Here is a 24,268-nt window from a genome sequence, read left to right as displayed (position 1 = left end):
CGCAGTATGCTACAATTAATTCAAAATGAAAAGATCCGTGAAACTATTAACGGAAAAACAGTAATTACGAAAAAACCAGAGCTTCTAGCACCAGCAGGAAGCTTGGAAAAATTAAAAGTAGCCGTACACTACGGTGCTGATGCTGTATTTATCGGTGGTCAGGAATTTGGTTTACGTTCTAACGCAGGGAACTTCACTATTGAAGAAATGAAGGAAGGCGTTGAATTTGCCAAAAAATACGGAGCCGTTGTATATGTAACGACAAATATTTTTGCGCATAACGAAAATATGGACGGTTTGGAAGAATACTTGCAGGCAATCGAGGGAGCAGGCGTAAAAGGGATTATCGTTGCAGACCCGTTAATTATTGAAACTTGTAAAAAGTGTGCCCCTTCTTTAGAAATCCATCTTTCTACACAACAGTCTTTATCCAACTGGAAAGCGGTAAAGTACTGGAAAGAAGAAGGTTTGGAACGTGTTGTTTTAGCACGTGAAGTCGGCGGGGAAGAAATGCGTAAAATGAAAGAAGAGGTAGACATTGAAATCGAAGCATTCGTGCACGGTGCAATGTGTATCGCTTATTCCGGACGCTGTACACTTTCAAACCATATGACGGCCAGAGACTCAAACCGTGGCGGCTGCTGTCAGTCTTGCCGTTGGGATTATGATTTATATGAAAATAACGACGGTAAAGAAACAGCATTGTTTAACGAAGGTGAAGCACCGTTTGCAATGAGCCCGAAAGACTTGAAATTGATCGAATCCATTCCTCACATGATTGAGTTAGGGATTGATTCATTAAAAGTGGAAGGCCGTATGAAGTCGATTCACTATATCGCAACGGTTATTTCCGTTTATCGTAAAGTAATTGATGCTTACTGTGCAGACCCGGAAAACTTTACATTCGAAAAAGAATGGCTGGAAGAACTGGCGCGCTGTGCAAACCGTGCGACTGCTTCGTCATTCTTTGAAGGTGAGCCAAGCTATAAACAACAAATGTTTGGTTTCCATTCACATAAAATGAAGTGGGATTTTGCTGGTTTTGTAATGGATTATGATGCCGAAACACAAATAGTTACATTGGAACAACGCAACTATTTCAAGACAGGCGATACGGTTGAATTTTTCGGCCCTAATATGGATACATTCAAAATGACGGTTGGCCAGCTTTGGGATGAAAAAGGCAATGAACTAGATGTTGCCCGCCACCCACTACAAATCGTTAAATTTAAAGTTGATCGCTCATTATCACATTTTGATATGATGCGAAAGGAGAATAATTAAATGTCAAACCGTCCAGTTGTAATCGGAATTGCCGGTGGTTCATGCTCAGGTAAAACGAGCGTGACACGTTCTATATACGATGTTTTCCGTGAACATTCAGTAGTTGTTATCGAACAGGATTATTATTATAAAGACCAAAGCCATATGACGTTTGAACAGCGTCTGGAAACAAACTATGATCATCCGCTTGCATTTGACAATAATTTGCTGATCGAGCATATTCATCGTTTACTTGCCTATGAATCAGTGGAAAAACCGGTCTATGATTATGTACAGCATACGCGTTCAGATGAAGTCATTCATGTGGAACCTAAGGATGTAATCATTGTCGAAGGAATTTTAGTGCTGGAGGACGAGCGTCTGCGTGATTTAATGGATATTAAATTATTTGTGGATACAGACTCTGACTTACGTATTATCCGACGCATTCAACGTGATATTAAAGAGCGCGGTCGCACAGCTGATTCGGTAATCGATCAGTATTTAACAGCAGTGCGTCCAATGCACAATATGTTTATCGAACCGACTAAGCGATATGCAGATGTAATTATCCCTGAAGGCGGAGAAAATAACGTTGCAATTGACTTAATGGTAACGAAAATAAAAACAATTCTTGAAACTGAATCAAACTTGTAATATGATGATGTAGTATTTACATTAATTACATTTTAAATCGATAGAACAACATAAATAATTAATCATAAAATTCGGCTGCCCGTATTACGGTGTAAACTTCTTCTAAAAGAAGGGATTTACACATACCGTAAACTAGTAGTCGGGTTTTCTGTTATTTATGAACAAAATACGTGAAAATAACTTTTAAATTTATACGTATTTTTTAGAAGAATAGAAATAGAAAACGCTAAAAGTAAACGTTTTCAAGTTAATACTAAGGAGTGGGAATAATGTCAAACGAAAAACAATATCCAATGACACTTGATGGAAAACAAAAATTAGAAGATGAATTAAACACATTAAAAACAGTAAAGCGTCCGGAAGTAGTAGAGCGCATTAAAGTAGCTCGCAGCTTCGGTGACCTTTCCGAGAACTCTGAATACGATTCAGCAAAAGAAGAGCAAGGATTTGTGGAAGGTCGTATTTCTTTGATTGAACAAATGCTGCGCAATGCTGTTATTATTACTGAGGACGAAACATCAAATACAATTTCTTTAGGTAAAACAGTTACATTTGATGAACTGATCAACGGTAAACGTGCAAACTTTGAAGAATCATACACAATTGTTGGTTCAGCTGAAGCCGATCCGATGGAAGGTAAAATTTCGAATGACTCTCCGATTGCTAAAGCTTTAATGGGCAAGCATGTGGACGATGTTGTAAAACTGACAACACCAGGCGGAGATATGGAAGTTATTATTTTAGAAGTAAAATAATTATGAAGCAGTTAGCATCAAATTGCTAGCTGCTTTTGTTATGTTGATATATTTGGAAGAGTTTCCAATGTTCAATTTCCGTGCAACCTTTGCTGTTCTAATGCTAAAATAGGTGTGCATAGGAGGAATTGAAATGGAACGAAAAAGACGATTTCAAACACGACAACAGTATGCTGAACAAAAAACAAAACAGACGAAATTTCAAAAAGCGGATAAAAGATTAAATTATTTAATCGCTATTGTCGCTGTGTTAATTGTGGCAACATTAATTTTTATCATTACACAAGAGCCGGAACCTAAAAACGAAGCAGAGCAAGATTCACCGGCAGAAGTAGCAACTGATGTCCCGGAAGATGACGCTGGACAAGAAACGGAAGATAATGAAACAGAAACAAAAGTACCGGAGGAAGAAGTAGATGAGGAAGATAACGCTACAGATGAAACTGAACAGCCAACATCTGAATCGGGTGACATGGTGAGTCCTTCCAACGATCCGTCAGTAAAAGAAGTCATTACAAATCCTAATTGGCCGGCCTATCCGACGGCACAAACAGGAGAACATGTGTCGACATATGAAAAAGGGCATATTGATTACGAAGAAAAACTAAAAGCAATTTTCAGCGTCATTGATTTACAGCAGGAAAACAGTATTGTACTGCGTGTGAATAATAACGGTAGTACGGAAAGTGCAATTGCCGTTGTCACATCGATGGACAAAGAACAAAAATATCGTGTAAGTATAGAATGGGTTGACAATGAAGGCTGGAAACCGGTTCAAATAGAAGTTTTGACAACATTAGAAGGTTCACAATAAAGTAGAATAGTTAGCAAGTTTAATTGGAGGAATGAACTAAATGACAATAGCAGTAATCGGTGCAATGGAGCAGGAAGTAGAATTATTACGCGGTGCTCTACAAAATACAAAAACAGAAACAATAGCAAACAGTGAATACACAACAGGTACATATGAAGGCAAAGAAATCGTACTGTTAAAAAGCGGTATCGGTAAAGTGAATGCGGCAATGTCTACGACGATCTTATTGGAAAAGTTTAATCCGAAAGTTGTCATTAATACAGGATCAGCAGGCGGTTTTGATGCAGCATTAAAGGTTGGGGATATCGTCATTTCGGATGAAGTACGTCATCATGATGTCGACGTTACAGCTTTTGGCTATGAGATCGGTCAAATGGCTGGGATGCCGGCAGCTTATAAATCAGATGAACAATTAATGGAAGTTGCGAAACAGGCAGTTAAAGAAGTGGGAGAGCATAATTACAGTGTAGGCCTTATTTGTTCAGGCGATGTATTTATGAGCAACCCTGAGCGTGTTGAGGCAGTGCGAAAAGATTTCCCTACAATGAAAGCCGTGGAAATGGAAGCGGCGGCTGTAGCGCAAGTATGCCACCAATTCGATACACCATTTGTAGTCATTCGTGCATTATCAGACATTGCAGGACAAGAATCGAGCATGTCATTTGATGAGTTTTTACCTGTAGCAGCGAAACACTCAACGGAAATCGTATTAAACGCAATTACAAAGTTATAATATGGATCAGCGTAGAAATGCCCAATCGCATTAAAGGATTGGGCATTTTCTTTATTGTATGTTGAAAATCTATCTGCCTTTCATATGGCTTATTCTTTCTCACCATGTTTAAACTGCTGGTAAAGCTTAATAAGTGCCCGTTTTTCAATGCGTGAAACATAGCTGCGTGAAATATTGAGCCTTTTGGCAATTTCTTTTTGGGTATGCGGGTCGAAGTTTTGGAGCCCATAACGGTAGGAAATAATTTCGAGCTCACGTGGATCTAATGTATCCAAATAGCGATACAGCTGGGCAAAATCCTCCTGTCGTTCAATTTTTTCAATTGTGGAAGGTTCGTCAAGCTGCAGTAAATCACGGATTTGAAGAGACTGCCCATCTTTATCGACACCAATCGGCTCAAATAACGAGACATCTTTTTGCACTTTTTTTTGTGCGCGAAGATGCATCAGAATTTCATTTTCGATACATCGGGCGGCATATGTGGCGAGACGGGTCTTTTTTTCTGGTGTGAAACTGCTTACGGCTTTCATAAGACCAATCGTGCCAATTGAAATATAATCATCAAGTAAATCGTGTGAAGGGTGGAATTTTTTTACAACGTGCGCAACAAGCCGCATATTTCGCTCGATTAATTCGACACGAGCGCTTTCATCCCCCTTTATAAAACGATTGATGACTTCTTCTTCTTCCTCGCGTGATAACGGTTTATAAAACGTCTGCCCTTTTAAATAGCCTAGTAATGCGGGAAGCTCAAGCCAAAGTTGAACCAATGCTGTCACAAAACCGCTCAAGCAATTAACATCCTTTCATCTTTTCGACAGTATATGATGAAATTTGCGCAGAAATGAAAAAAGTGTAAGAGCGATATTTCTGCTCTTACACTTTTTTTAATGTAAAGGTACTTACCATCAATAGTGCCAATACCGGGAAAAGAATTAAGTAAAACGTTTCGGATAACATATTTGTAAAGAAATAAGAAAAAGTTAGTAATGTACCAGCCGCTGTAATCGGCAGTCCTACAAAATAACCTGTTGAATCCATCACATTGAATCGAGCTAAACGCAACGCACCGGCAGCAATAAATAATACGGGCATCATCATACCTGTAAATCCTGCATTCATTAATGCCATTTCATACATTAATAGGGCAGGTGCTACACCGAAAGAAATAATATCCGCCATGGAATCAAGCTGTTTTCCCAATTCGGACTCCTGATTAAATTTACGGGCAACTTTACCGTCATAACGATCTAAAAAAGCAGCGATAAAAATTAATAGTACACTGTAGCTATGATACTCATTTAGTGTAGCCATAATTGCAGCCCCACCAAACGACATATTTGTAATTGTAATGATATTAGCAGCGTTTGCTTTTATTTTTTTAAACGTTGAATCAACTTTTTGAAGTAGAAACATTGGAAAACACTCCCTTGCACATCGGCTATATTCTATTATACTTGTTCTATTAAAAAAAGGTAATAGTTAATTCATATTAAAACCTATCTTTGTTTGGCCAGTCATTATATAATTTACTTTTATCCCGCATTAATGAGTAGTAAAACTACCCGTAAAAGCCCGATTGGTTCGGGCCAACATGATGTTGATTACACAAGCGTTGTCACTGGACGTGACGGTTTTAGCTTGTGTTCCTTCTAATCAGTGGGGATGAGGAAAGCGCCCAACTGATTGAAGTCTCACTTTATTCAATACTTAACGGAGGACCTAGAATGAAGGAAAAATTATACCGGAATATGATAGAACTATCAAATGGTAAAATCTCTTCGAAAATTTTACAACAAATTGCACAATCACGTTTAAGTAAAAATTTTATTCGTAGCTATAGTCAAATATACGGAATTAACATACAAGAAGTTTCAAAATCTCCAAAAGAATTTACTAGCCTGCATGATTTTTTTGTTCGCCAGCTGAAAGAAGAAGTACGTCCGGTAGATGTTCGCAAAAATATATTTGCAAGTCCTGTTGACGCAAAAATAGAAGCATTCGGCAATATTGAGGATCAGGAAATGTTTACTGTGAAAAATAAGCCGTATTCTTTAATTGATTTAATGGGAAATGAAATACAGGCAAAGAGGTATAATAATGGCAAGTATATTGTTTTTTACTTGAGTCCTGCAGATTATCACCGTATCCATAGTCCGATTGATGGTATTGTTAAGCGACAATACATACTTGGTCAAAAGTCTTATCCTGTAAACCAGATGGGCTTACAATATGGAAAAAAACCAATCAGTCATAATTATCGTATGATAAGCGAAATTAACTATCAAAAACAACATTATACAGCATTCATTAAAGTAGGAGCGACATTTGTGAATTCAATTGAACTTACAAATACGTCAACACAGTGGAAAAAAGGACAAGAAGTCGGCTATTTTGCGTTTGGTTCAACCGTTGTGATGTTATTTGAACAAAATGCAATTGAATTTACCGAGAATGTTACAAATGGGGCGAAGATAAAAATGGGAGAAGCTTTTGCTACTATGGTATAATGAATAAATAAATTTTGAGTTAGGGGTTACGGCTTTGTACAACTTTTTATTACCAGATGAATTTATTCGCAGTGTATATGAAATTACACCGGAAAAATTAAAGGATTTAGGCATTAAAGGGATCATAACAGATTTAGATAATACGCTTGTTGAATGGGACCGTGCTGATGCAACGGAAGAGCTTGTACAATGGTTTGAAATGATGCGAGAAGCAGGCATAAAAATTATCATTGCCTCAAACAATCATGAAGCACGGGTGCGCCAGTTTGCAGAACCGCATGGCATACCGTTTATTTTCCGTGCCAAAAAACCATTAGGAGCAGCATACTATGCGGCCCTTGTTCAGCTGCGTCTACGTCGCCATGAAGTTGCGATGCTGGGAGATCAGCTATTAACAGATGTGATGGGCGCAAAACGTCAAAAACTTTATACGTTTTTAGTTCGTCCTGTTGCTGACTCTGATGGACTCGTCACAAAATTTAACCGCTTCGTCGAACGTCGTGTATACAACGATTTAAAGCGAAAAGGAAAGTATCCTTGGGAAGACTAAAAAGCGACCCAAGTTTTTTTGCATGAAGGTGCAATAGTAGTTAGGAGGAAATATTGAATGAATGAAATGCCACAATGTATTGGCTGTGGAACAGTGATTCAAACTGAAGATAAAAATGGATTAGGGTATGCACCTGCGTCCTCGCTGGAAAAGGAAATGATTATTTGTCAACGTTGTTTCCGTTTAAAAAACTATAATGAAATCCAACCTGTTAGCTTAACGGATGATGATTTTTTACGTATTTTAAACGGTCTTGGACAACAGCAAGGTCTGATCGTGAAAATCGTGGATATTTTCGATTTCAATGGCAGCTGGCTACCAGGTTTACACCGATTCGTTGGAAATAACCCAGTTCTTTTAGTAGCAAATAAAGCAGACCTTTTACCAAAATCGGTAAAAGAAAAGAAAGTGATCAACTGGTTGAAACGTGAAGCGAAAGCACTTGGATTAAAGCCGATTGATGTGAAGCTTGTTTCGGCACATAAAGGAATGGGCATGCAGGAAGTCGTTGAAGCGATTGAAGAATACCGTAATGGTAAAGATGTATATGTTGTAGGTTGTACAAATGTCGGTAAATCGACGTTTATTAACCGTATTATTAAGCAAGCTACAGGTGAAGGAGAAATTATTACAACTTCTCATTTCCCGGGAACTACGCTTGATATGATTGGCATTCCGTTAGATGACGGATCATCTTTATATGATACACCTGGTATTATCAATCATCACCAAATGGCACACCATATCGATTCAAGTGAATTAAAATATATTATGCCAAAAAAAGAAATTAAACCAAAAGTGTATCAGCAAAATCCAGGACAAACACTATTTATCGGTGCTCTTGCCCGTTTTGATTTTATACAAGGCGAGCGTTCGGCATTTACTGTACATGTTGCAAATGATTTGCCGATCCACCGTACGAAGCTGGAACGTGCGGATCAATTATATGAAGAACATAAAGGTGAGTTATTGGCACCTCCAACGTCTAAACATATTGATCAATTACCACCATTAGTACGTCACGAGTTTTCGATCAAAGAACCGAAAACTGATGTAGTTATTTCAGGATTAGGCTGGGTTACAGTACAGCATGCCAATGTTGTAGTAGCAGCACACGCACCAAAAGGCGTAGAAGTATTCATTCGTCCATCACTGATTTAATAGAACGGTCTCTTCAACTAATTTAGGGAAAAATTTTTAACATCTGAAGTGAAGTTAGTTGATTGGTATGAAGGGTAGACGGGCAAATTCGCCTTCTTTTTATCAAGTCAATTATTTTACAGTGAATGAATGGTAGCAGGAAAGAGGGAAATATCGATGAAAAAATGGTTTGCGGTTATTGGGGATCCGATTGCACACTCAAAATCTCCGGAGATGCATAATGCATGGTATGAAGAAGCGAATGTGGATGCGACGTATATCCCGATACACGTGAAGCCAGAACATCTACAACAAGCTGTTGCATCTTTCAAACTGTTAGGGACAAGCGGCTGGAATGTAACGATTCCGCATAAACAAGCGATTATTCCGTTCCTGGATGAACTTGACGAGCTTGCCGAAAAGATGGGTGCGGTCAATACGGTCGTGCGTACTGCAGAAGGTAAATTAAAGGGCTATAATACGGACGGTCCGGGTTTTGTGAAATCACTTGAGCATGTGATCGGTACTACAAAACGTAATGCACCGGTTTTACTGATCGGAGCAGGTGGCGCAGCCCGCGGTATTGCATTTGCCCTCCAACTAACAGGTTATACGAATATAACAATTGCCAACCGAACAGTTGAAAAAGCACAGCAAATTATTGATGAATTACATGCCGGCCAAGCTGTTTCGATGAAAGTAGCAGAACAAAGCCTGGCTAATTATGAAATTTTTATTCAAACAACACCAGCAGGAATGGCTACGGGCGACTTTGCATTACCATTTTCGCTTGGAAAGTTCCCGGCAGGCGCAATTGCTGCAGATATTGTGTATAATCCATTAATGACGCCATTTTTGCAAGCGGCTGAGCAAAAAGGGGCGACAATTGTCAATGGGTTAGGCATGTTCGTGCATCAAGGTGCGATTGCATACGAACACTGGTTAGGTCATTATCCAAATACAAATGCAATGATTGCCCGTTTAACGGCGCAATTAGGAGGAAATTATGTTAACAGGTAAACAAAAACGTTTTTTACGTGCTGAGGCACACCACTTAGATCCAATTTTCCAAGTTGGGAAAGGTGGCGTAAATGATGCAATGATTGCACAATTACGTGATGTATTGGAAGCACGCGAACTTATTAAAGTACGCATTTTAGACAACTGTGAAGAAGACAAAAAAGTTGTGGCGGAAGAACTGGCTGCCGGTACACGTGCCGAGCTTGTTCAACTGATCGGGTTGACAGTTGTTTTATATAAAGAATCGCGCAACAACAAAAAAATCGTATTACCAAAAGTAGCTACGAAATAAGGTGAAGTGTAATGAAGAAAGTCGGTCTTTTTGGCGGAACTTTTAATCCACCGCATATTGGACATTTAATGATGGCCAATGAAGTGTATGCAGCGCTTGGTTTGACGGAAGTACGCTTTATGCCGAACGCAAAGCCGCCGCATAAGGATTTGGCCCGCTCTGCAACAAATGCTCAGCGTCTGCGGATGGTTGAGCTGGCGATCGAGGATATTCCGTATTTTCATGTGGAAACATATGAACTTGAGCGCGGAGGGGTATCCTATACATTCGATACAATGAAAGCATTGTGTGAACGTGAACCACAAATACAGTTTTATTTTATTATCGGCGGGGACATGATCGATTCTTTGCATACATGGCACCGTATCGATGAGTTAATGGAACTTGTCACATTTGTTGGAGTGAAGCGCCCGGGCAGTGAAGCAAAATCATGTTACGACGTGTGTATGGTGGAAGCCCCGCAAATTGACCTTTCTTCAACATATATTCGAAACCGGTTACAGCAAACAGAGGCACCTTTACAGTTTTTATTGCCTGCTGCAGTTGAACGGTATATTCGAAAGGAAGGTTTGTATGGAACGTCAAACGATGCTGGCAGCGATTAAAGATCGAATGCCTGAAAAACGGTATATTCATACCATTGGTGTAATGGAAACAGCGATCCGTTTAGCTCAACGATACGGTGAAAATCCACAAAAAGCAGAGATTGCGGCTATCTTCCATGATATAGCTAAATATGCGGATGTTGACTGGATGAAGCAAGTCGTGATTGAACAGCAGTTGGATGCGCGTCTGCTTGACTGGAATGCTGAAATATTGCATGGTCCGGTCGGTGCCTGGATTGTCGAGACGGAATTCCAAATTAATGATGAAGGCATTTTAAATGCAATTCGTTATCATACTACCGGACGTGCGAATATGACAACTTTTGAGAAAATTATTTATGTAGCAGATATGATTGAACCAAATCGTAAATTTCAGGGTGTTGAGGAACTAAGAACGTTGGCAGACATCAGTTTAGAGGATGCATTCCGGGCATGTGTGACACATACGCTCAGTTTTTTAGTTTCGTCACAGCAGGCAATTTATCCTGTTTCGATTGAATGCTACAACAGCTTAATAAGAGAGGAATAAACATACATGAATGAAACGTTATTAAATATTACGTACAAAGCAATCGATGACAAGCGAGGAGAGGATATCGTTGCATTAAATATGCAGGGAATTTCACTTTTAGCTGATTATTTCATCATTGCAGAAGGTAGCTCAGAGCGCCAAGTACAGGCAATTGCACGTGAAATTAAAGAAAAAGCAGAAGAAGCGGGCTACACAGTACGTAAGCTTGAAGGCTTTGATACTGCACGCTGGATTTTAGTCGATATGGGTGATGTTGTTGCACATATTTTCCATAAAGATGAGCGTGCCTATTACAACCTGGAACGTCTATGGGGAGATGCACCACAATTAGACGCGCCACAAATGGACAATGAATAGTTATGAGCGTTTTGCGGAAGTTTATGATGAATTGATGACCGATATCCCGTATACGGAATATGTGGAATGGATTCAGACATATGCACCTGCACAGAACTATAAAAATCTGCTCGATATTGGCTGTGGTACAGGAACGCTTGCATTATTACTGAATAAAGCGGGTTACGCTGTATCAGGGATTGACCTATCGGAAGAAATGCTTGCCATTGCAAGTGCGCGTATGGAGGATGAAAAAGTTTCAATGCCTCTATATGCTATGTCAATGGACGAACTGGAAGGTTTCAGCAATTTGGATGTTGCGATCATTCCAATTGACTCGATCAATTATGTAAAAGAGCAGCAAAATGTCGTGGAAACATTGAAACGGGTATTTGACAGTCTTCGGGAAGGCGGACAACTATTCTTTGATGTACATTCGTTATATAAAATGGACGAAATTTTTCTGGATGGTCCGTTTACGTATGACGACGGCGAAATTTCATATGTTTGGCATACAGAGCCGGGTGAAGAACCCCATTCTGTGTACCATCAAATGACGTTTTTTGTACTAACAGAAAGCGGTCTATATGAACGCTTTGATGAAGAACATTATCAGCGCACATTTGCGTATGAGCAATATGTGAAATGGCTGAAAGAAATCGGTTTTTCTCACGTTGAAGTGACGGCAGACTGGATGACAACACAACCGACTGATGAAAGCGAACGAATTTTTATTCGGGCGGTTAAATAAAAATAGCTGAAAAAGTAAGTTTCAGCAGTTTTGATGGAAATACCTTTTCATAAAGAAGCGGAATTTGTATAGTGGATGTAAGCTCCATATATAAAACCTTCTTTATGAAAGGGTGTTTTTTATTTTGCAGCCATTTCTGGAGAAGTATAAAAAGCAACTCGCCATTCTGGGCGGAGTCGTTGCTGCGGTATTCATCTACTTATTATTCCTCGATGATTCCTCGCACAGTGCTGCGATTGAAACAATTGACCAAATGACAATTCCTGCTATTGATGAACCTTCCACAAATCCGGAAACGGAAATCGAAAACGAACATAAGCCAATAATGGTGGATGTAAAAGGAGCGGTAAAATATCCGGGTGTGTATACATTATCCGGAGATCAACGGATTGTCGATGCCGTTGAAGCAGCAGGAGGGTACACAGACGATGCCAATCCGGTGCTCATTAACCATGCCCAAAGGCTTCAGGATGAAATGGTGATCTATATACCTAAAACTGGCGAAGAGCCTGCGGAGGTAATGGAACAGATGATACAGGCGAGTCCGGCGACCGGCTCAGGCAGCGGAAGTACGAAGGGAAAGATTAATATAAATAAAGCGATGGAAGCGGAGTTAACCCAGCTTCCGGGAATTGGTCCATCCAAAGCAGGTGCGATTATTCAGCATCGGTCCGAACACGGGAATTTTCAAGTTATAGATGATTTAAAAAAAGTAACTGGAATCGGGGATAAAACATTTGAGCAGTTAAAGGACTTAATCGACGTAAAATAAACCGAAATTTCTGATTGATCTTACATTGCGAATGTCAGGAACTACGTATAAACTGATAGGTGACAAAACATTTGGGGGTTATCATATGGAGCGAATTACTTGGGATCAATTTTTTATGGCGCAAAGTCATTTACTCGCATTAAGAAGCACATGCAGCCGTCTTGCGGTAGGTGCGACAATTGTACGGGAAAAGCGCATCATTGCCGGCGGATATAATGGATCCATTTCAGGTGACGAACACTGTATTGAAGAAGGTTGCTACGTTGTGGACAACCATTGTGTCCGCACAGTGCATGCCGAAACAAATGCATTACTGCAATGTGCGAAATATGGTACGCCATCAAATGGAGCGGATCTATATGTCACACATTTCCCATGCCTGCCATGCACGAAGACCATCATTCAAGCTGGTATCAAAAATGTGTACTATGCAAAAGATTATAAAAATAATATGTACGCAATGGAATTGTTCAAAAAAGCAGATGTCCATGTTGCGCATATTCCATTTGATGAGGCAAAAATCGACTTTCTGCAAGATGAAAAGTTCGCATTAACTGCTGAAATGCTCGAAAAGCTTCGTGAGTTAGGTGCAAGCCGTGATCAGTTGCTCCCATTAGAGGAGAAGATGCATGCTTTATTTGGTAAACTTGTTCAAGCATAACTGGATATTTTATGCCTTGTCGGTTTGTATCAGTGCACTTGCTGCATTGGAATCGGGAAGGCTTCTTTTCTTGCTGGCATTATTGTTGGTGTTTAGTCTTTATAAACGACTGGCAAACATTCATTTGCTGTTTATTTTAATAGTTGGCATTGGGAGTTACAGTTATTTTTCCTATGAAATCAATAAGCTTTCACTACCGGTTGAACTACCGGCAATATTAACATGGACCGACGAGTACAATATAAATGGTGTGATGCTAAGGGGGTTCATGCTTGATGAATCCGGCGACAAAGTATATGTCACCTATGAATTGAAAACTGAAAAGGAAAAACAACGCTTCGAGGCACAGCAGCTTGCTGGTACAAGTTTTATTGTAACCGGGGAGCAAGTATCCCCATCAATCCCCGCACACCGCTATGGCTTTTCTATGGCCCGCTATTTGCAAGGTAAGAATGCAAGAGGTATTATCGAAATTCAGCAGCTCCAATATTTTCGGCAAAATAAAAGTTTCATGCAACCTATTTATGAACAGCGCTTTCAGTTAAAAAGGCATATTGAAGAAACGTTCCCGCCATCACTTGCCGCAGAGGCACAAGCCCTTTTGATTGGTTTCCAGGAAAATGTCGACGAACAGTTAAATCGCGCTTATCAAAAACTCGGGATTACCCATTTATTTGCAATTTCGGGTTTGCATGTCGCACTTGTCTCATTCCTGTTTTTTCAGTTATTGCTCCGCTTGAGGATACGTAGAGAGGTCGCTACAGTATTTTTGCTTATTTTATTGCCGTTGTATGCAATTTTAGCAGGAGGGGCACCGTCTATTTGGCGTGCAGTAAGTGTCGTGGAATTTGTCTTGCTAGCACAGTATGTTCGTTGGAAAATACCGATGGATGATGCATTGTCGCTCAGCTTTATTATGTTTGTCTTATTAGAGCCTGGTGCAGTTTTTCAAGTCGGCTTTCAGCTATCCTATTTGGCTACTTACAGCTTAGTTTATTCCAGCCGTATTTTAGCTCGCTACTCAAATTTTTGGGTACAATCCTTCTACATTACGTTCGTTTGCCAAATCCTTGTTTATCCTTTATTACTGTTCCACTTTTACGAAATTAGCCTATCCTCTTTTATCGCCAATATTTTCTTCGTCCCTCTTTTTTCATTTATTGTTTTACCAACCAATCTATTTGTCCTTGTGCTGACTTATTTGCCACTCCCGTTTGACTCCATTCTGTTCTTTATATATGAGCCGTTGCGTACAGCGCTGACAAATTTCATTCTCTTCATTCAGCAGCCGATTGTCCAAATGTGGAACCCCGGGAAACCTTCGATGATATGGCTTATGGTTTTATACGGTTCGGTTTTTTTCACTTTTTATTTGCTTGACCAGCAAGCTCCGTTAAAGAAAGCCATCTTTGCTTTAGTACTGCCTGCATTTATATTTCATATACAGCCATTTTTGCATAGTGATCTGAAAATGGCCTTTGTCAACGTCGGTCAAGGGGACTGCATTGTCATTGAATTGCCGTACAGAAAATCGGTCATTGTCATCGATGCAGGGGGCTTGTTGAGATTTGAACAGGAAACATGGAAAGAGCGGAAAACTCCCTATGAGGTTGGGCGTCAAGTTGTCGTTCCCTATTTAAAAGGGCGAGGAATCCAAACAATCGATACATTTATGCTGTCACATGCGGATGCGGATCATGTAGAGGGGGCTGAAGAAGTGTTGCGGGAAGTGATTGTAAAGGAGGTGCACGTTACACCAGGTTCAATCACCAAACCGGTTATGAACGATTTTTTGCATGAGCTGGAGAAAACAAATACGAAACTGATTGAGAAAATGGCTGGTCATAAGTGGCAAATAGGAGAAACAGCTTTTGAATATTTATGGCCATTGGAAATCGAATATGAAGGAAATAATGATTCGCTCGTTCTACTCGTTAAGCATGAGGCATTTCGGGCATTATTTACAGGAGATTTGGAGCAGGAAGGCGAGAGGGAACTGATTCGGCTTTATAACGAGAAATTACGTAACATCGATTTATTGAAGGCCGGGCATCATGGCAGTAAAACATCAAGCACCGAGGAATTTATAACAGTAACAAACCCTAAATTTGTTGTGTTTATGGCAGGTGAAAATAACCGTTATAATCATCCGCATATTGATGTTGTCAATCGGTTTGAGGCGAAAAAAATTCCATACTCGACAACAGGAATAGATGGTACGGTAGAAATTTTTGTCTCACAAAATCAAATGTATATTGAAAAATCGAATTCTCTTTTTATGAAATAAAAAATGGAATGGTTTCTCATTTTAACAAGAAACCATCCCACTTTTAAGGAATTACAGACGTGTAGCTGCTTCTACGATTGTTGCAATAATAAACAATACGATGAAGAATCCGCCACCGATGGCGAAACCGTAACCGGCATCTGGGAAGTCATTGCTTTTCATCGCTCGGCCACGACCTTCAAATGGGTTTTCAGCTACATAGTTTGGATCTTGATGTCCTGCCATAAGTATCCCTCCTAATCTTCAATAATTATAGAATATTCTAACTAAAAATGCTATATGAAATGCTAATTATTCCTTTTATTGGTTTATTGAATCGGTGTGAGCTTCAATAAAAATCCATAAGTAAATAGAGAAGAGGTCGGCCATATAAATTCTTCTTCAAGGCATATTGTGATGTGAAACTGGACATCCTCAATAACGTAAAAAATGGTATACTTAGAACTACGAAAGTAAAGGAGGTTCCCAGTATGATAACAAAAGTATGGCAAGATTTTAAAAAGGGGAATTTCGCACCGGTTTACTTGCTTGTAGGAGAAGAATCCTATTTTGTAGATGAAACAATTAAGCAGTTGAAGGCGGCTCTTCAAAAAAATGAAGATGCGGAAGTTATGACCTTTGACTTAAATGAACAGCCGATTGATTATGTTATTGATGAAGCGGATACGATTCCGTTTTTCTCGGAACGTAAATTAATAATAGCTAAAAATGCATCATTTTTAAAAGCGACTGAAAAAGGCAAGGAAAAGATTGACCATGATTTAAAGCGTCTTGAAAGCTGGCTGCAGCATCCTACTGATACAGCCATCACCATATTTATCGCGCCATACGAAAAGTTGGATGAGCGTAAAAAAGTAACGAAGCTTATGAAAGAAAAATGTACAGTAATCGCAGCGGAAACACCACAAAACAACGATTTGAATATATGGGTAAAAAGTGAAGCAGAGCAGCATGGAAAAGCGATCGCCGATGAAGCTGTCGGTAAGCTGCTGGAAATGGTCGGTCCGAATATGCTCCAGCTTCAGATGGAAATAGAAAAGATGGCCTTGTATTTAGGTGAAGATTATGAAATAACACATGAACTTGTAGAGGATTTAGTGGCGAAAACACTTGAACATGATGCATTTAAAATGCTGAATGCCTATTTGGAGCACAATCAGGAAGAGGCACTCAAAATCTATCATGATCTTTTACGTCAAAAAGAAGAACCGATCAAACTTGTAGGACTTTTAGCGAACAATATCCGGACGATGACCAATATTTTCTATTTGCAAAAAAAAGGGTACCATCAGCAACAGATTGCAAAACAGCTTAAAATTCATCCGTACCGAGTGCAGGTCATTTCAGGTCAAAGAAACCGCCCATCCGACCAGCGTTTACTTCAAGCGCTCTATAGTCTGGCGGAAGTAGATCTTCAGCTTAAAACAACAGGTGGTAACCGTGAGCGCCATCTAGAGCTGTTTTTAATGAAGAAACTATAGAAATTTATATTCTAGGAAACAATGAAAAAAGCCAACTGTGCAAATGCACAGTTGGCTTTATAAGTTTACAATTAAGCTTTTTTCGCTAAACGAGACTTTTTACGAGAAGCCGCGTTTTTGTGAATAAGACCTTTAGAAGCAGCTTTATCTAATGCTTTAGAAGCAGCAACTACTAATTCTTGTGCGTTTTCAGCACCTGTTACGATCGCTTGCTCAGCTTTTTTAACTGTAGTACGCATAGCAGATTTTGCTTGTACGTTAGCAGCGTTAGCTTTTTCGTTAACTTTTACACGTTTGATAGCAGATTTAATGTTTGGCATTTCTTTCACCTCCTAGATTTAGGTACGAGATGAGTATTTTCTCACTTATTTCATGTGTCAATACAACAAAAATCATTCTACCAAAGGATTGAAGGAATTGCAATACATAAACGCAAAGAATATTTACTTGACAGTTTGAACAAACTGAATTGTGGAGGTGCATTATGAAAAAAATCGATTGGAATCGAACAGATTTAATTGATGAAACAGCAGAAGTTGTCCAACATCAAACAAAACAGCAAAAGGAAACATTGGAACAAGAACGCGGCATTCACATGGAAGAATCCCAACAAAATCGTGTCAAAATCACAAAAGTTGAAGTGAATGCTACAGGGGAAGAAAGAATAAGTAAAAAGCAGGGGACGTATATAACGTTGTCGATCCCTACACTCACATCAGAAGACCGCCATGGTTTTGAGCAAATGCAGGAATCTTTAATCCATTACTTGCATGATTTGCACAAAGACGTAAAAATTACCGCGGATTCAAAAATTTTAGTGATCGGTTTAGGGAACAAGACGATTACCCCAGATGCAATTGGTCCATATACGATTGATGCCATGCATAAAAAACAGTCGGAACTGGATTCACCAAAGTTTATTTTGTATGCGCCAGGTGTAACCGGCCAAACAGGATTTGAGACAAGTGATTATATCCATGCATTGGCAGAAAAAATTAAACCTGCACTTGTCATTATTATCGATGCGCTTGCAACAAGCGGAAGTGCACGTTTATGCCGGACGATCCAACTGACAGATACCGGAATTCATCCAGGAGGGGGTGTCGGCAACCATCGTAAGGAAGTTTCCAAGGAAGTGCTCGGCGTCCCGGTAACAGCAATCGGAGTTCCGACAGTTGTCGAAGCACCAATTTTAATCGCCGATGCAATTGACGTAGCATTCAGATCAATTGCGGCTAAAATACAGGAAAGAGATAAACCGTCGGGCAAGCTTTCAGTAACAAACTGGACACCTGTAAACGAGGAAGTCGATTTAACGAAAGTTGAACCGATTTTCGGTCAGTGGGCGACATGGCCGACTGAAGATCGCAGACAATTATTTGAAGAAGTTTTCAGTACCCATCCGGAGCGATTGATGGTTACACCGAAAGAAGTCGACTTCTGGCTAAGCCAATATGCATTTTTACTAGGTGAAAGCTTGTTTACATGGCTTGAAGAAAAACAAAAAGCCGGTAATTAACAGGCAATTTATTTTCTGAACAATAAAAACTAGTTATACGTTCTAAGTTTTACTCTTTTCCCATATTGTATTGGAGAAAGGGTGATGTGTTTGCGGAAACTAAAACGCTTCTCATTATTGTTCTTATTTTTATTTTCACTGCCTATCATTATTGGGCAATTCCCTTTTCCAAATAATGAAATGACTACACAAAAAAGTAAAAGTGAACGTCCACACGTTGTTTATGCAGCGGCAGAGCCAATTGTCACAGTACCTGAAGAACCGAAAGTCGATCCATTCGATGTACTGTTGATGTTCACACATTCACACGAGTCCTATAAGCCGATCGTCAAAAAAACAAAAGGGATGCAGGCAGTTTATGATGAAGAAATGAATATCTTTTCACTACAAGAAATGATGCAGCATTATCTTGAATTAAACGATTTAACCCCACATATTGTAGACTTTGATGTTATGACCGAAATGAAACAGGTTGATGCAACATTTCACCAAGCATACAAAGTGGCTCGACCTGTATTGGCTCAGTATTTGGAGGAAAGCGAATATGATCTTATAATCGATTTCCATCGGGATTCAGCCCCTAAAAAAGTGACGACACTTACAGCAAACAATGAACAATATGCAAAGATTGCTTTTGTTGTCGGCGCTGAACATCCTGCATATGAAGCGAATTTAGCTTATGCAACAATGTTAAGTGAGCAAGTGAACCGTATTGTGCCAGGCGTTTCACGCGGTATTATTAAAAAGTCGGGTACTGGTGTTGACGGTGTTTATAATCAGGATCTTGCAACAAATGTATTGCTGATTGAATTTGGCGGTATTGACAACACGGAAGAAGAGCTTCAGCGAACAATGGCGATTTTAGCTCAGGCAATCCGGGTTGCTTTCGTTGAATCAGCAGCGTAGGTATTAATTGGTTTACAAATAGCAGGCGGATAGTGTGAGACATGTTGAACAATTTCAGCACGGCTATTCGCTCCAATATGAAAAACCGCATTTCGCAAAAGTTAGGCGCGAAATGCGGTTTTCCTATTGTAGGTGAAGGTTCGCTGTTGTCGTTTCACTACAATTCATAGTATAATTTAAAATAAGTTATGCCTCTATTGTTCCATTACTTAAAATTGGTGGAGATAGAGGCTGTATTTTAGTAGAAAAGTAAATGGATGAATAATCTACATATGTAGTGACACCAACGCCAAATGGGCTCAGGTGTTTTTTCTAATTAGGAGAGGAATTATACATGAACCGAGAACAACGTTTAAAACGACAAGAAAATATCCGAAATTTCTCGATTATTGCACATATCGACCACGGGAAATCAACACTTGCAGACCGTCTTTTAGAATCGACGCAAACTGTTACACAACGCGAAATGAAATCACAGCTGCTGGATTCTATGGACTTGGAGCGCGAGCGCGGAATTACAATTAAATTAAATGCTGTACAATTGAAATATAATGCTAAAGATGGCGAAATTTATACTTTCCACTTAATCGATACACCGGGCCATGTCGATTTCACATATGAAGTATCACGTTCATTAGCGGCATGTGAAGGTGCTATTCTAGTAGTGGATGCTGCACAGGGAATTGAAGCGCAAACACTTGCTAACGTATATTTGGCATTGGACAATGATCTGGAAATCTTACCGGTTATCAACAAAATCGACTTACCGGCTGCAGACCCTGAGCGTGTTCGCGCTGAAGTAGAAGACGTAATTGGGCTGGATGCTTCTGAAGCAGTACTTGCCTCTGCAAAAGCAGGAATTGGGATTCAGGATATTTTGGAACAGATTGTTGAAAAAGTACCTGCTCCACAAGGTGATCCGGATGCCCCATTACAAGCATTGATTTTCGACTCTGTTTATGATGCGTATAAAGGTGTAATCATTTCAATTCGTATCGTAAATGGTACTGTTAAAGCCGGAGATAAAATCAAAATGATGGCTACCGGTGCAGAGTTTGAAGTAATCGAAGTAGGTGTTCATACACCGAAATCGATACCACAAGCTGAATTGACAGTAGGCGATGTTGGGTATTTAACAGCATCAATTAAAAATGTTCAGGACACACGTGTAGGTGATACGGTAACATACGCGGGCAGCCGTGCTGCAACAGAACCGCTTCCAGGTTACCGTAAACTGAATCCGATGGTATATTGCGGTCTTTATCCGATTGATACAGCCAAATACAACGATTTACGTGAAGCACTTGAAAAACTGGAATTAAACGACTCTGCACTACAATATGAGGCAGAAACTTCTCAGGCGTTAGGCTTCGGTTTCCGATGCGGATTCTTAGGACTATTGCACATGGAAATTATTCAGGAACGTATTGAGCGTGAATTCAACATTGATTTAATCACGACTGCGCCATCAGTAATTTATGAGGTAACAAAAACAGATGGTTCGGTATTAAAAGTAGATAACCCGTCAATGATGCCGGATCCTCAAAAAATCGAACGTATTGAAGAGCCATATGTAAAAGCGACAATTATGGTACCAAACGATTATGTAGGGGCTGTTATGGAGCTTTGCCAGAAAAAGCGCGGTAACTTCTCAGGAATGGATTACATCGATGACACACGTGTAAAAATCGTTTATGAAATGCCTTTAGCGGAAATTGTATATGACTTCTTTGATTTCCTGAAATCAAATACGAAAGGCTATGCGTCATTCGATTATGAATTAATCGGATACCAGCCTTCTAAGTTAAGCAAAATGGATATTTTACTGAACGGTGAACAAGTCGATGCGTTAAGCTTCATCGTACACAAAGACTTTGCATATGAACGCGGAAAAATAATTGTAGAAAAATTAAAAGAGCTGATTCCACGTCAACAATTCGAAGTACCGGTGCAAGCAGCGATCGGTCAAAAAATTATTGCCCGCTCGACAATTAAATCGATGGGTAAAAACGTACTTGCAAAATGTTACGGCGGTGACATTTCTCGTAAACGTAAATTACTTGAAAAGCAAAAAGCGGGTAAAAAACGTATGAAACAAGTAGGTTCAGTAGAGGTTCCACAAGAAGCATTTATGGCTGTACTGAAAATGGATGATAGTAAATAATATTTGTAAAAGGCAGATAGAGCAATCTTTCTGCCTTTTATTTTTAGAGGTTAGTTTACTGAAATGTTTTTTAAAAATGAGGTAGAAAATATGACCGATATTTTAAATTTTTTGCATTATAAAAATGAAAAACTGGAAAGTGAATTTAATAAATTGTTTGAACGTGCCAACTCTCCGGGGAGCCGGGTAGATGCCCTGCTGGAAAACAAAGCATTGCAACTGGAAGACCACAAGCTGTTCTTGGCGTTTTTAGCGTATTTAGCGCAGCAAAATATTGAAGCGAGACGACTGTTCCAAGATGTTCTGCGCCTGCCAAAGCATCAATTCGAAGCAAAATATGAAATGAACTGGGCGCAAGTAATCAAATTGAGTGTCACATTTTTTACAATTTTACGCGATAATGACTTGAATAGTTACAAACAATTTATCGACTAGCTTGTAACAACCAGCAACAGTTCGCTATAATGATGAAATGAGTAAAGGTAATAAATGATAGGGGGGCAAGTAGTCGATGAATGAAGAACAACGACTAGCTAGTCAGCAGATTAAACAACCTAAGGAAGAAAAAGACTATAGTAAATATTTCGAGAAAGTATTTACGGCTCCTTCACTTAAAGACGCGAAAAAACGCGGTAAAGAAGAAGTAAAGTATCATAAGGATTTTGATATCGAAGAAAAATATTTAGGAATGGGACAGGATCGTAAGTTTTATATTCGAACATACGGCTGTCAAATGAATGAGCACGATACTGAAGTAATGGCTGGTATTTTCATGCAGCTTGGCTATACACCGACTGAGATGATTGAAGAAGCGGATGTCGTTTTACTAAACACGTGCGCGATTCGTGAAAATGCGGAAAATAAAGTATTCGGTGAGCTAGGCTTCCTGTTAAAATATAAACGTAAAAATCCGGAAATGCTGATTGGTGTTTGCGGATGTATGTCGCAAGAAGAATCTGTCGTGAACAAAATATTAAAACAGTACCAGCATGTTGATATGGTGTTCGGGACACATAATATCCACCGATTGCCGAATATTTTACATGACGCTTATATGTCTAAGGAAATGGTTGTCGAAGTATGGTCAAAAGAAGGCGATGTTATCGAAAACCTTCCGAAAAAACGTATTGGTTCGATTAAAGCTTGGGTGAATATTATGTACGGCTGCGACAAGTTCTGTACATATTGTATCGTTCCATATACACGAGGCAAAGAACGTTCACGCCGCCCGGAAGAAATTATTCAGGAAGTGCGTGAATTGGCAGCACAAGGCTATAAAGAAATTATGCTTTTAGGCCAAAATGTCAATGCATACGGGAAAGACTTTGATGATATGGAATACCGACTTGGTGATTTGATGGATGAACTCCGTAAAATCGATATTCCACGTATTCGCTTTACAACAAGTCATCCGCGCGACTTTGATGATCAATTAATCGAAGTATTGGCAAAAGGCGGCAATCTCGTCGATCATATTCATTTACCGGTCCAGTCGGGTTCAAACGAAATTTTAAAAATTATGGCACGTAAATATACCCGTGAGCATTTTCTGCAATTAGTCGATAAAATTAAAGCGGCAATTCCGGGAGTAACACTGACAACAGATATCATTGTAGGCTATCCGAATGAAACAGAAGAGCAATTCCAGGAAACGCTTGATTTGTATCGTCAAGTCGGCTTTGATATGGCGTTCACGTATATTTATTCGCCTCGTGAAGGAACACCTGCTGCAAAAATGATTGATAATGTAACAGAGGAAGAAAAGAAAGACCGTCTGCACCGCTTGAATGCGGTTGTCTCTGAGTATTCTGCAAGAGCGCTCAAAGACTTGGAAGGTCAAACAGTAGAAGTTTTAGTTGAAGGCAGCAGTAAAAGACGCGATGATGTGTTAGCTGGCTATACGCGTAAAAACCGTCTTGTTAACTTTAAGGCAGATCCAAAATATATTGGTAAGCTTGTAAATGTAAAAATTTTAGAAGCAAAATCTTATTCTTTAATGGGTGAGTTTGTAGAAGAAGTGACAAAAGAGGGGGAGTTCGTAAGATGACAACAAAATTGTATACAAAAGATGAGATTGTAGAGAAAGCAAAAGAAATTGCCCATATGATTGCGAATACCGAAGAAGTAGAATTTTTCAAAAAAGCGGAAGAACATATTAACGAAAACCAATTTGTACGCGAAAAGATTGCCTCATTGAAAGCACTGCAAAAGCAGGCGGTTAACTTCCAGCACTTAGGGAAAGAAAAAGCGCTTAAAATGATCGAAGGTAAAATTACAGGAATTGAAACAGAAATCGACGAATTACCAGTCGTTCAACAATTTAAACAATCACAGACAGAAGTAAATGAATTGTTACAATTAGTATCAAATGCCATTGCGAATAATGTCACAGATGAAGTCATTGCTTCTACAGGCGGCGATGTTCTAAAAGGCGAAACAGGATCAAAAGTACGTAATAGTACACCAGGCTCATGTTCTTAAAATAATTATTAAAGATATCCCACGTGGATATCTTTTTTT

Annotated in this window: 28 protein-coding genes; 24 read left to right on the top strand and 4 right to left on the bottom strand. The window is 39.4% G+C overall.

Annotation, left to right across the window (positions count from 1 at the left end):
• Positions 1-6: 6 nt before the first annotated feature.
• The 5 genes from AC6CH1_RS10645 (at position 7) to mtnN (ending at position 4,222) form a co-directional block, all read left to right on the top strand.
• Positions 7-1,284 (top strand): peptidase U32 family protein, encoded by a 1,278-nt coding sequence (locus tag AC6CH1_RS10645; protein ID WP_251686719.1) that lies wholly within the window; start codon positions 7-9, stop codon positions 1,282-1,284.
• Entirely contained in the window at positions 1,285-1,920 is a 636-nt protein-coding gene (gene udk, locus AC6CH1_RS10640) for a uridine kinase (RefSeq protein ID WP_251686721.1), read from the top strand. It begins immediately after the preceding gene.
• A 269-nt stretch (positions 1,921-2,189) separates the two neighbouring features.
• Positions 2,190-2,675, top strand: coding sequence for a transcription elongation factor GreA (gene greA / locus AC6CH1_RS10635; protein WP_251686723.1), 486 nt, complete (start codon positions 2,190-2,192; stop codon positions 2,673-2,675).
• A gap of 133 nt (positions 2,676-2,808) precedes the next feature.
• Positions 2,809-3,489: a YrrS family protein gene (locus AC6CH1_RS10630; protein ID WP_251686725.1), complete on the top strand. Its 681-nt coding sequence runs from the start codon at positions 2,809-2,811 to the stop codon at positions 3,487-3,489.
• 40 nt (positions 3,490-3,529) lie between these two features.
• A complete protein-coding gene (gene mtnN, locus AC6CH1_RS10625; RefSeq protein WP_251686727.1) occupies positions 3,530-4,222 on the top strand; it encodes a 5'-methylthioadenosine/S-adenosylhomocysteine nucleosidase in 693 nt (230 codons plus the stop codon).
• An 89-nt stretch (positions 4,223-4,311) separates the two neighbouring features.
• On the opposite strand, the gene sigK is transcribed toward mtnN, so the two are convergent.
• The gene (gene sigK / locus AC6CH1_RS10620; RefSeq protein WP_079527948.1) at positions 4,312-5,013 is read right to left on the bottom strand and encodes an RNA polymerase sporulation sigma factor SigK; all 702 of its coding nucleotides are present in this window, start codon (positions 5,011-5,013) and stop codon (positions 4,312-4,314) included.
• A gap of 85 nt (positions 5,014-5,098) precedes the next feature.
• Positions 5,099-5,638 (bottom strand): CDP-diacylglycerol--serine O-phosphatidyltransferase, encoded by a 540-nt coding sequence (gene pssA / locus AC6CH1_RS10615; protein ID WP_251686729.1) that lies wholly within the window; start codon positions 5,636-5,638, stop codon positions 5,099-5,101.
• Positions 5,639-5,949: 311 nt separating this feature from the next.
• Between pssA and AC6CH1_RS10610 the strand changes: the two genes are divergently transcribed.
• From AC6CH1_RS10610 to AC6CH1_RS10555, 12 genes are all read left to right on the top strand, one after another.
• A complete protein-coding gene (locus tag AC6CH1_RS10610; protein WP_498317441.1) occupies positions 5,950-6,732 on the top strand; it encodes a phosphatidylserine decarboxylase in 783 nt (260 codons plus the stop codon).
• A gap of 34 nt (positions 6,733-6,766) precedes the next feature.
• A complete protein-coding gene (locus AC6CH1_RS10605; protein WP_008407628.1) occupies positions 6,767-7,282 on the top strand; it encodes a YqeG family HAD IIIA-type phosphatase in 516 nt (171 codons plus the stop codon).
• Between the two features lie 57 nt (positions 7,283-7,339).
• Entirely contained in the window at positions 7,340-8,443 is a 1,104-nt protein-coding gene (gene yqeH, locus AC6CH1_RS10600; RefSeq protein ID WP_251686733.1) for a ribosome biogenesis GTPase YqeH, read from the top strand.
• A 156-nt stretch (positions 8,444-8,599) separates the two neighbouring features.
• Entirely contained in the window at positions 8,600-9,442 is an 843-nt protein-coding gene (gene aroE / locus AC6CH1_RS10595; RefSeq protein ID WP_251686735.1) for a shikimate dehydrogenase, read from the top strand.
• Positions 9,429-9,734: a ribosome assembly RNA-binding protein YhbY gene (gene yhbY, locus AC6CH1_RS10590; protein WP_251686737.1), complete on the top strand. Its 306-nt coding sequence runs from the start codon at positions 9,429-9,431 to the stop codon at positions 9,732-9,734. Before aroE ends, yhbY begins: the two co-directional genes overlap by 14 nt.
• Before the next feature lie 11 nt (positions 9,735-9,745).
• A complete protein-coding gene (locus tag AC6CH1_RS10585; RefSeq protein WP_251686747.1) occupies positions 9,746-10,339 on the top strand; it encodes a nicotinate-nucleotide adenylyltransferase in 594 nt (197 codons plus the stop codon).
• The gene (gene yqeK, locus AC6CH1_RS10580) at positions 10,308-10,868 is read left to right on the top strand and encodes a bis(5'-nucleosyl)-tetraphosphatase (symmetrical) YqeK (protein WP_251686749.1); all 561 of its coding nucleotides are present in this window, start codon (positions 10,308-10,310) and stop codon (positions 10,866-10,868) included. The genes AC6CH1_RS10585 and yqeK overlap by 32 nt, the downstream gene beginning before the upstream one ends.
• A 6-nt stretch (positions 10,869-10,874) precedes the next feature.
• Positions 10,875-11,228: a ribosome silencing factor gene (rsfS, locus tag AC6CH1_RS10575; protein WP_008407622.1), complete on the top strand. Its 354-nt coding sequence runs from the start codon at positions 10,875-10,877 to the stop codon at positions 11,226-11,228.
• A complete protein-coding gene (locus AC6CH1_RS10570) occupies positions 11,221-11,958 on the top strand; it encodes a class I SAM-dependent DNA methyltransferase (RefSeq protein WP_251686751.1) in 738 nt (245 codons plus the stop codon). Before rsfS ends, AC6CH1_RS10570 begins: the two co-directional genes overlap by 8 nt.
• A 124-nt stretch (positions 11,959-12,082) precedes the next feature.
• Complete coding sequence (locus AC6CH1_RS10565) at positions 12,083-12,730, top strand: helix-hairpin-helix domain-containing protein (protein ID WP_251686753.1); 648 nt, start codon at positions 12,083-12,085, stop codon at positions 12,728-12,730.
• Positions 12,731-12,815: 85 nt separating this feature from the next.
• On the top strand, positions 12,816-13,391 hold the full coding sequence (locus AC6CH1_RS10560; RefSeq protein WP_079527928.1) for a ComE operon protein 2: 576 nt from the start codon (positions 12,816-12,818) through the stop codon (positions 13,389-13,391).
• Positions 13,360-15,678, top strand: coding sequence for a DNA internalization-related competence protein ComEC/Rec2 (locus AC6CH1_RS10555; protein WP_251686755.1), 2,319 nt, complete (start codon positions 13,360-13,362; stop codon positions 15,676-15,678). Before AC6CH1_RS10560 ends, AC6CH1_RS10555 begins: the two co-directional genes overlap by 32 nt.
• 51 nt (positions 15,679-15,729) lie before the next feature.
• Here AC6CH1_RS10555 and AC6CH1_RS10550 read toward each other — a convergent pair whose 3' ends face one another.
• Positions 15,730-15,903 (bottom strand): YqzM family protein, encoded by a 174-nt coding sequence (locus AC6CH1_RS10550; RefSeq protein WP_079527924.1) that lies wholly within the window; start codon positions 15,901-15,903, stop codon positions 15,730-15,732.
• 245 nt (positions 15,904-16,148) lie between these two features.
• Here AC6CH1_RS10550 and holA point away from each other — a divergent pair, with 245 nt between their 5' ends.
• Complete coding sequence (gene holA, locus AC6CH1_RS10545) at positions 16,149-17,159, top strand: DNA polymerase III subunit delta (protein WP_427708941.1); 1,011 nt, start codon at positions 16,149-16,151, stop codon at positions 17,157-17,159.
• A gap of 71 nt (positions 17,160-17,230) precedes the next feature.
• On the opposite strand, the gene rpsT is transcribed toward holA, so the two are convergent.
• The gene (gene rpsT, locus AC6CH1_RS10540) at positions 17,231-17,479 is read right to left on the bottom strand and encodes a 30S ribosomal protein S20 (protein ID WP_498317438.1); all 249 of its coding nucleotides are present in this window, start codon (positions 17,477-17,479) and stop codon (positions 17,231-17,233) included.
• Between the two features lie 164 nt (positions 17,480-17,643).
• Here rpsT and gpr point away from each other — a divergent pair, with 164 nt between their 5' ends.
• From gpr to AC6CH1_RS10510, 6 genes are all read left to right on the top strand, one after another.
• Complete coding sequence (gene gpr / locus AC6CH1_RS10535; protein WP_251686768.1) at positions 17,644-18,678, top strand: GPR endopeptidase; 1,035 nt, start codon at positions 17,644-17,646, stop codon at positions 18,676-18,678.
• An 84-nt stretch (positions 18,679-18,762) separates the two neighbouring features.
• Positions 18,763-19,584 (top strand): stage II sporulation protein P, encoded by an 822-nt coding sequence (gene spoIIP / locus AC6CH1_RS10530; RefSeq protein ID WP_251686770.1) that lies wholly within the window; start codon positions 18,763-18,765, stop codon positions 19,582-19,584.
• A 334-nt stretch (positions 19,585-19,918) separates the two neighbouring features.
• Positions 19,919-21,748 carry a translation elongation factor 4 gene (gene lepA, locus AC6CH1_RS10525; RefSeq protein ID WP_251686772.1) on the top strand — a complete coding sequence of 610 codons (1,830 nt, stop codon included), beginning with the start codon at positions 19,919-19,921 and terminating at the stop codon, positions 21,746-21,748.
• Between the two features lie 90 nt (positions 21,749-21,838).
• Complete coding sequence (locus AC6CH1_RS10520) at positions 21,839-22,183, top strand: hypothetical protein (protein WP_251686775.1); 345 nt, start codon at positions 21,839-21,841, stop codon at positions 22,181-22,183.
• 76 nt (positions 22,184-22,259) lie between these two features.
• On the top strand, positions 22,260-23,795 hold the full coding sequence (gene miaB, locus AC6CH1_RS10515; RefSeq protein ID WP_251686777.1) for a tRNA (N6-isopentenyl adenosine(37)-C2)-methylthiotransferase MiaB: 1,536 nt from the start codon (positions 22,260-22,262) through the stop codon (positions 23,793-23,795).
• Positions 23,792-24,229 carry a YlbF/YmcA family competence regulator gene (locus AC6CH1_RS10510; protein WP_251686780.1) on the top strand — a complete coding sequence of 146 codons (438 nt, stop codon included), beginning with the start codon at positions 23,792-23,794 and terminating at the stop codon, positions 24,227-24,229. Before miaB ends, AC6CH1_RS10510 begins: the two co-directional genes overlap by 4 nt.
• Positions 24,230-24,268: the final 39 nt, after the last annotated feature.

It is taken from the genome of Solibacillus sp. GQ1, assembly GCF_059758555.1.
The sequence above is the reverse complement of the archived record's forward strand: the minus strand, read 5'-3'. Positions and strand labels throughout refer to the sequence as shown.

Excerpts from the sequence above, each read along its gene's own strand:
- AC6CH1_RS10645 (WP_251686719.1), top strand. The coding sequence starts at position 7 with ATGCTACAATTAATTCAAAATGAAAAGATCCGTGAAACTATTAACGGA.
- udk (WP_251686721.1), top strand. The coding sequence starts at position 1,285 with ATGTCAAACCGTCCAGTTGTAATCGGAATTGCCGGTGGTTCATGCTCA.
- greA (WP_251686723.1), top strand. The coding sequence starts at position 2,190 with ATGTCAAACGAAAAACAATATCCAATGACACTTGATGGAAAACAAAAA.
- AC6CH1_RS10630 (WP_251686725.1), top strand. The coding sequence starts at position 2,809 with ATGGAACGAAAAAGACGATTTCAAACACGACAACAGTATGCTGAACAA.
- mtnN (WP_251686727.1), top strand. The coding sequence starts at position 3,530 with ATGACAATAGCAGTAATCGGTGCAATGGAGCAGGAAGTAGAATTATTA.
- pssA (WP_251686729.1), bottom strand. The coding sequence starts at position 5,638 with ATGTTTCTACTTCAAAAAGTTGATTCAACGTTTAAAAAAATAAAAGCA.
- AC6CH1_RS10610 (WP_498317441.1), top strand. The coding sequence starts at position 5,950 with ATGAAGGAAAAATTATACCGGAATATGATAGAACTATCAAATGGTAAA.
- yqeH (WP_251686733.1), top strand. The coding sequence starts at position 7,340 with ATGAATGAAATGCCACAATGTATTGGCTGTGGAACAGTGATTCAAACT.
- aroE (WP_251686735.1), top strand. The coding sequence starts at position 8,600 with ATGAAAAAATGGTTTGCGGTTATTGGGGATCCGATTGCACACTCAAAA.
- yhbY (WP_251686737.1), top strand. The coding sequence starts at position 9,429 with ATGTTAACAGGTAAACAAAAACGTTTTTTACGTGCTGAGGCACACCAC.
- AC6CH1_RS10585 (WP_251686747.1), top strand. The coding sequence starts at position 9,746 with ATGAAGAAAGTCGGTCTTTTTGGCGGAACTTTTAATCCACCGCATATT.
- yqeK (WP_251686749.1), top strand. The coding sequence starts at position 10,308 with ATGGAACGTCAAACGATGCTGGCAGCGATTAAAGATCGAATGCCTGAA.
- rsfS (WP_008407622.1), top strand. The coding sequence starts at position 10,875 with ATGAATGAAACGTTATTAAATATTACGTACAAAGCAATCGATGACAAG.
- AC6CH1_RS10570 (WP_251686751.1), top strand. The coding sequence starts at position 11,221 with ATGAATAGTTATGAGCGTTTTGCGGAAGTTTATGATGAATTGATGACC.
- AC6CH1_RS10560 (WP_079527928.1), top strand. The coding sequence starts at position 12,816 with ATGGAGCGAATTACTTGGGATCAATTTTTTATGGCGCAAAGTCATTTA.
- AC6CH1_RS10555 (WP_251686755.1), top strand. The coding sequence starts at position 13,360 with ATGCTTTATTTGGTAAACTTGTTCAAGCATAACTGGATATTTTATGCC.
- AC6CH1_RS10550 (WP_079527924.1), bottom strand. The coding sequence starts at position 15,903 with ATGGCAGGACATCAAGATCCAAACTATGTAGCTGAAAACCCATTTGAA.
- holA (WP_427708941.1), top strand. The coding sequence starts at position 16,149 with ATGATAACAAAAGTATGGCAAGATTTTAAAAAGGGGAATTTCGCACCG.
- rpsT (WP_498317438.1), bottom strand. The coding sequence starts at position 17,479 with ATGCCAAACATTAAATCTGCTATCAAACGTGTAAAAGTTAACGAAAAA.
- gpr (WP_251686768.1), top strand. The coding sequence starts at position 17,644 with ATGAAAAAAATCGATTGGAATCGAACAGATTTAATTGATGAAACAGCA.
- spoIIP (WP_251686770.1), top strand. The coding sequence starts at position 18,763 with ATGTGTTTGCGGAAACTAAAACGCTTCTCATTATTGTTCTTATTTTTA.
- lepA (WP_251686772.1), top strand. The coding sequence starts at position 19,919 with ATGAACCGAGAACAACGTTTAAAACGACAAGAAAATATCCGAAATTTC.
- AC6CH1_RS10520 (WP_251686775.1), top strand. The coding sequence starts at position 21,839 with ATGACCGATATTTTAAATTTTTTGCATTATAAAAATGAAAAACTGGAA.
- miaB (WP_251686777.1), top strand. The coding sequence starts at position 22,260 with ATGAATGAAGAACAACGACTAGCTAGTCAGCAGATTAAACAACCTAAG.
- AC6CH1_RS10510 (WP_251686780.1), top strand. The coding sequence starts at position 23,792 with ATGACAACAAAATTGTATACAAAAGATGAGATTGTAGAGAAAGCAAAA.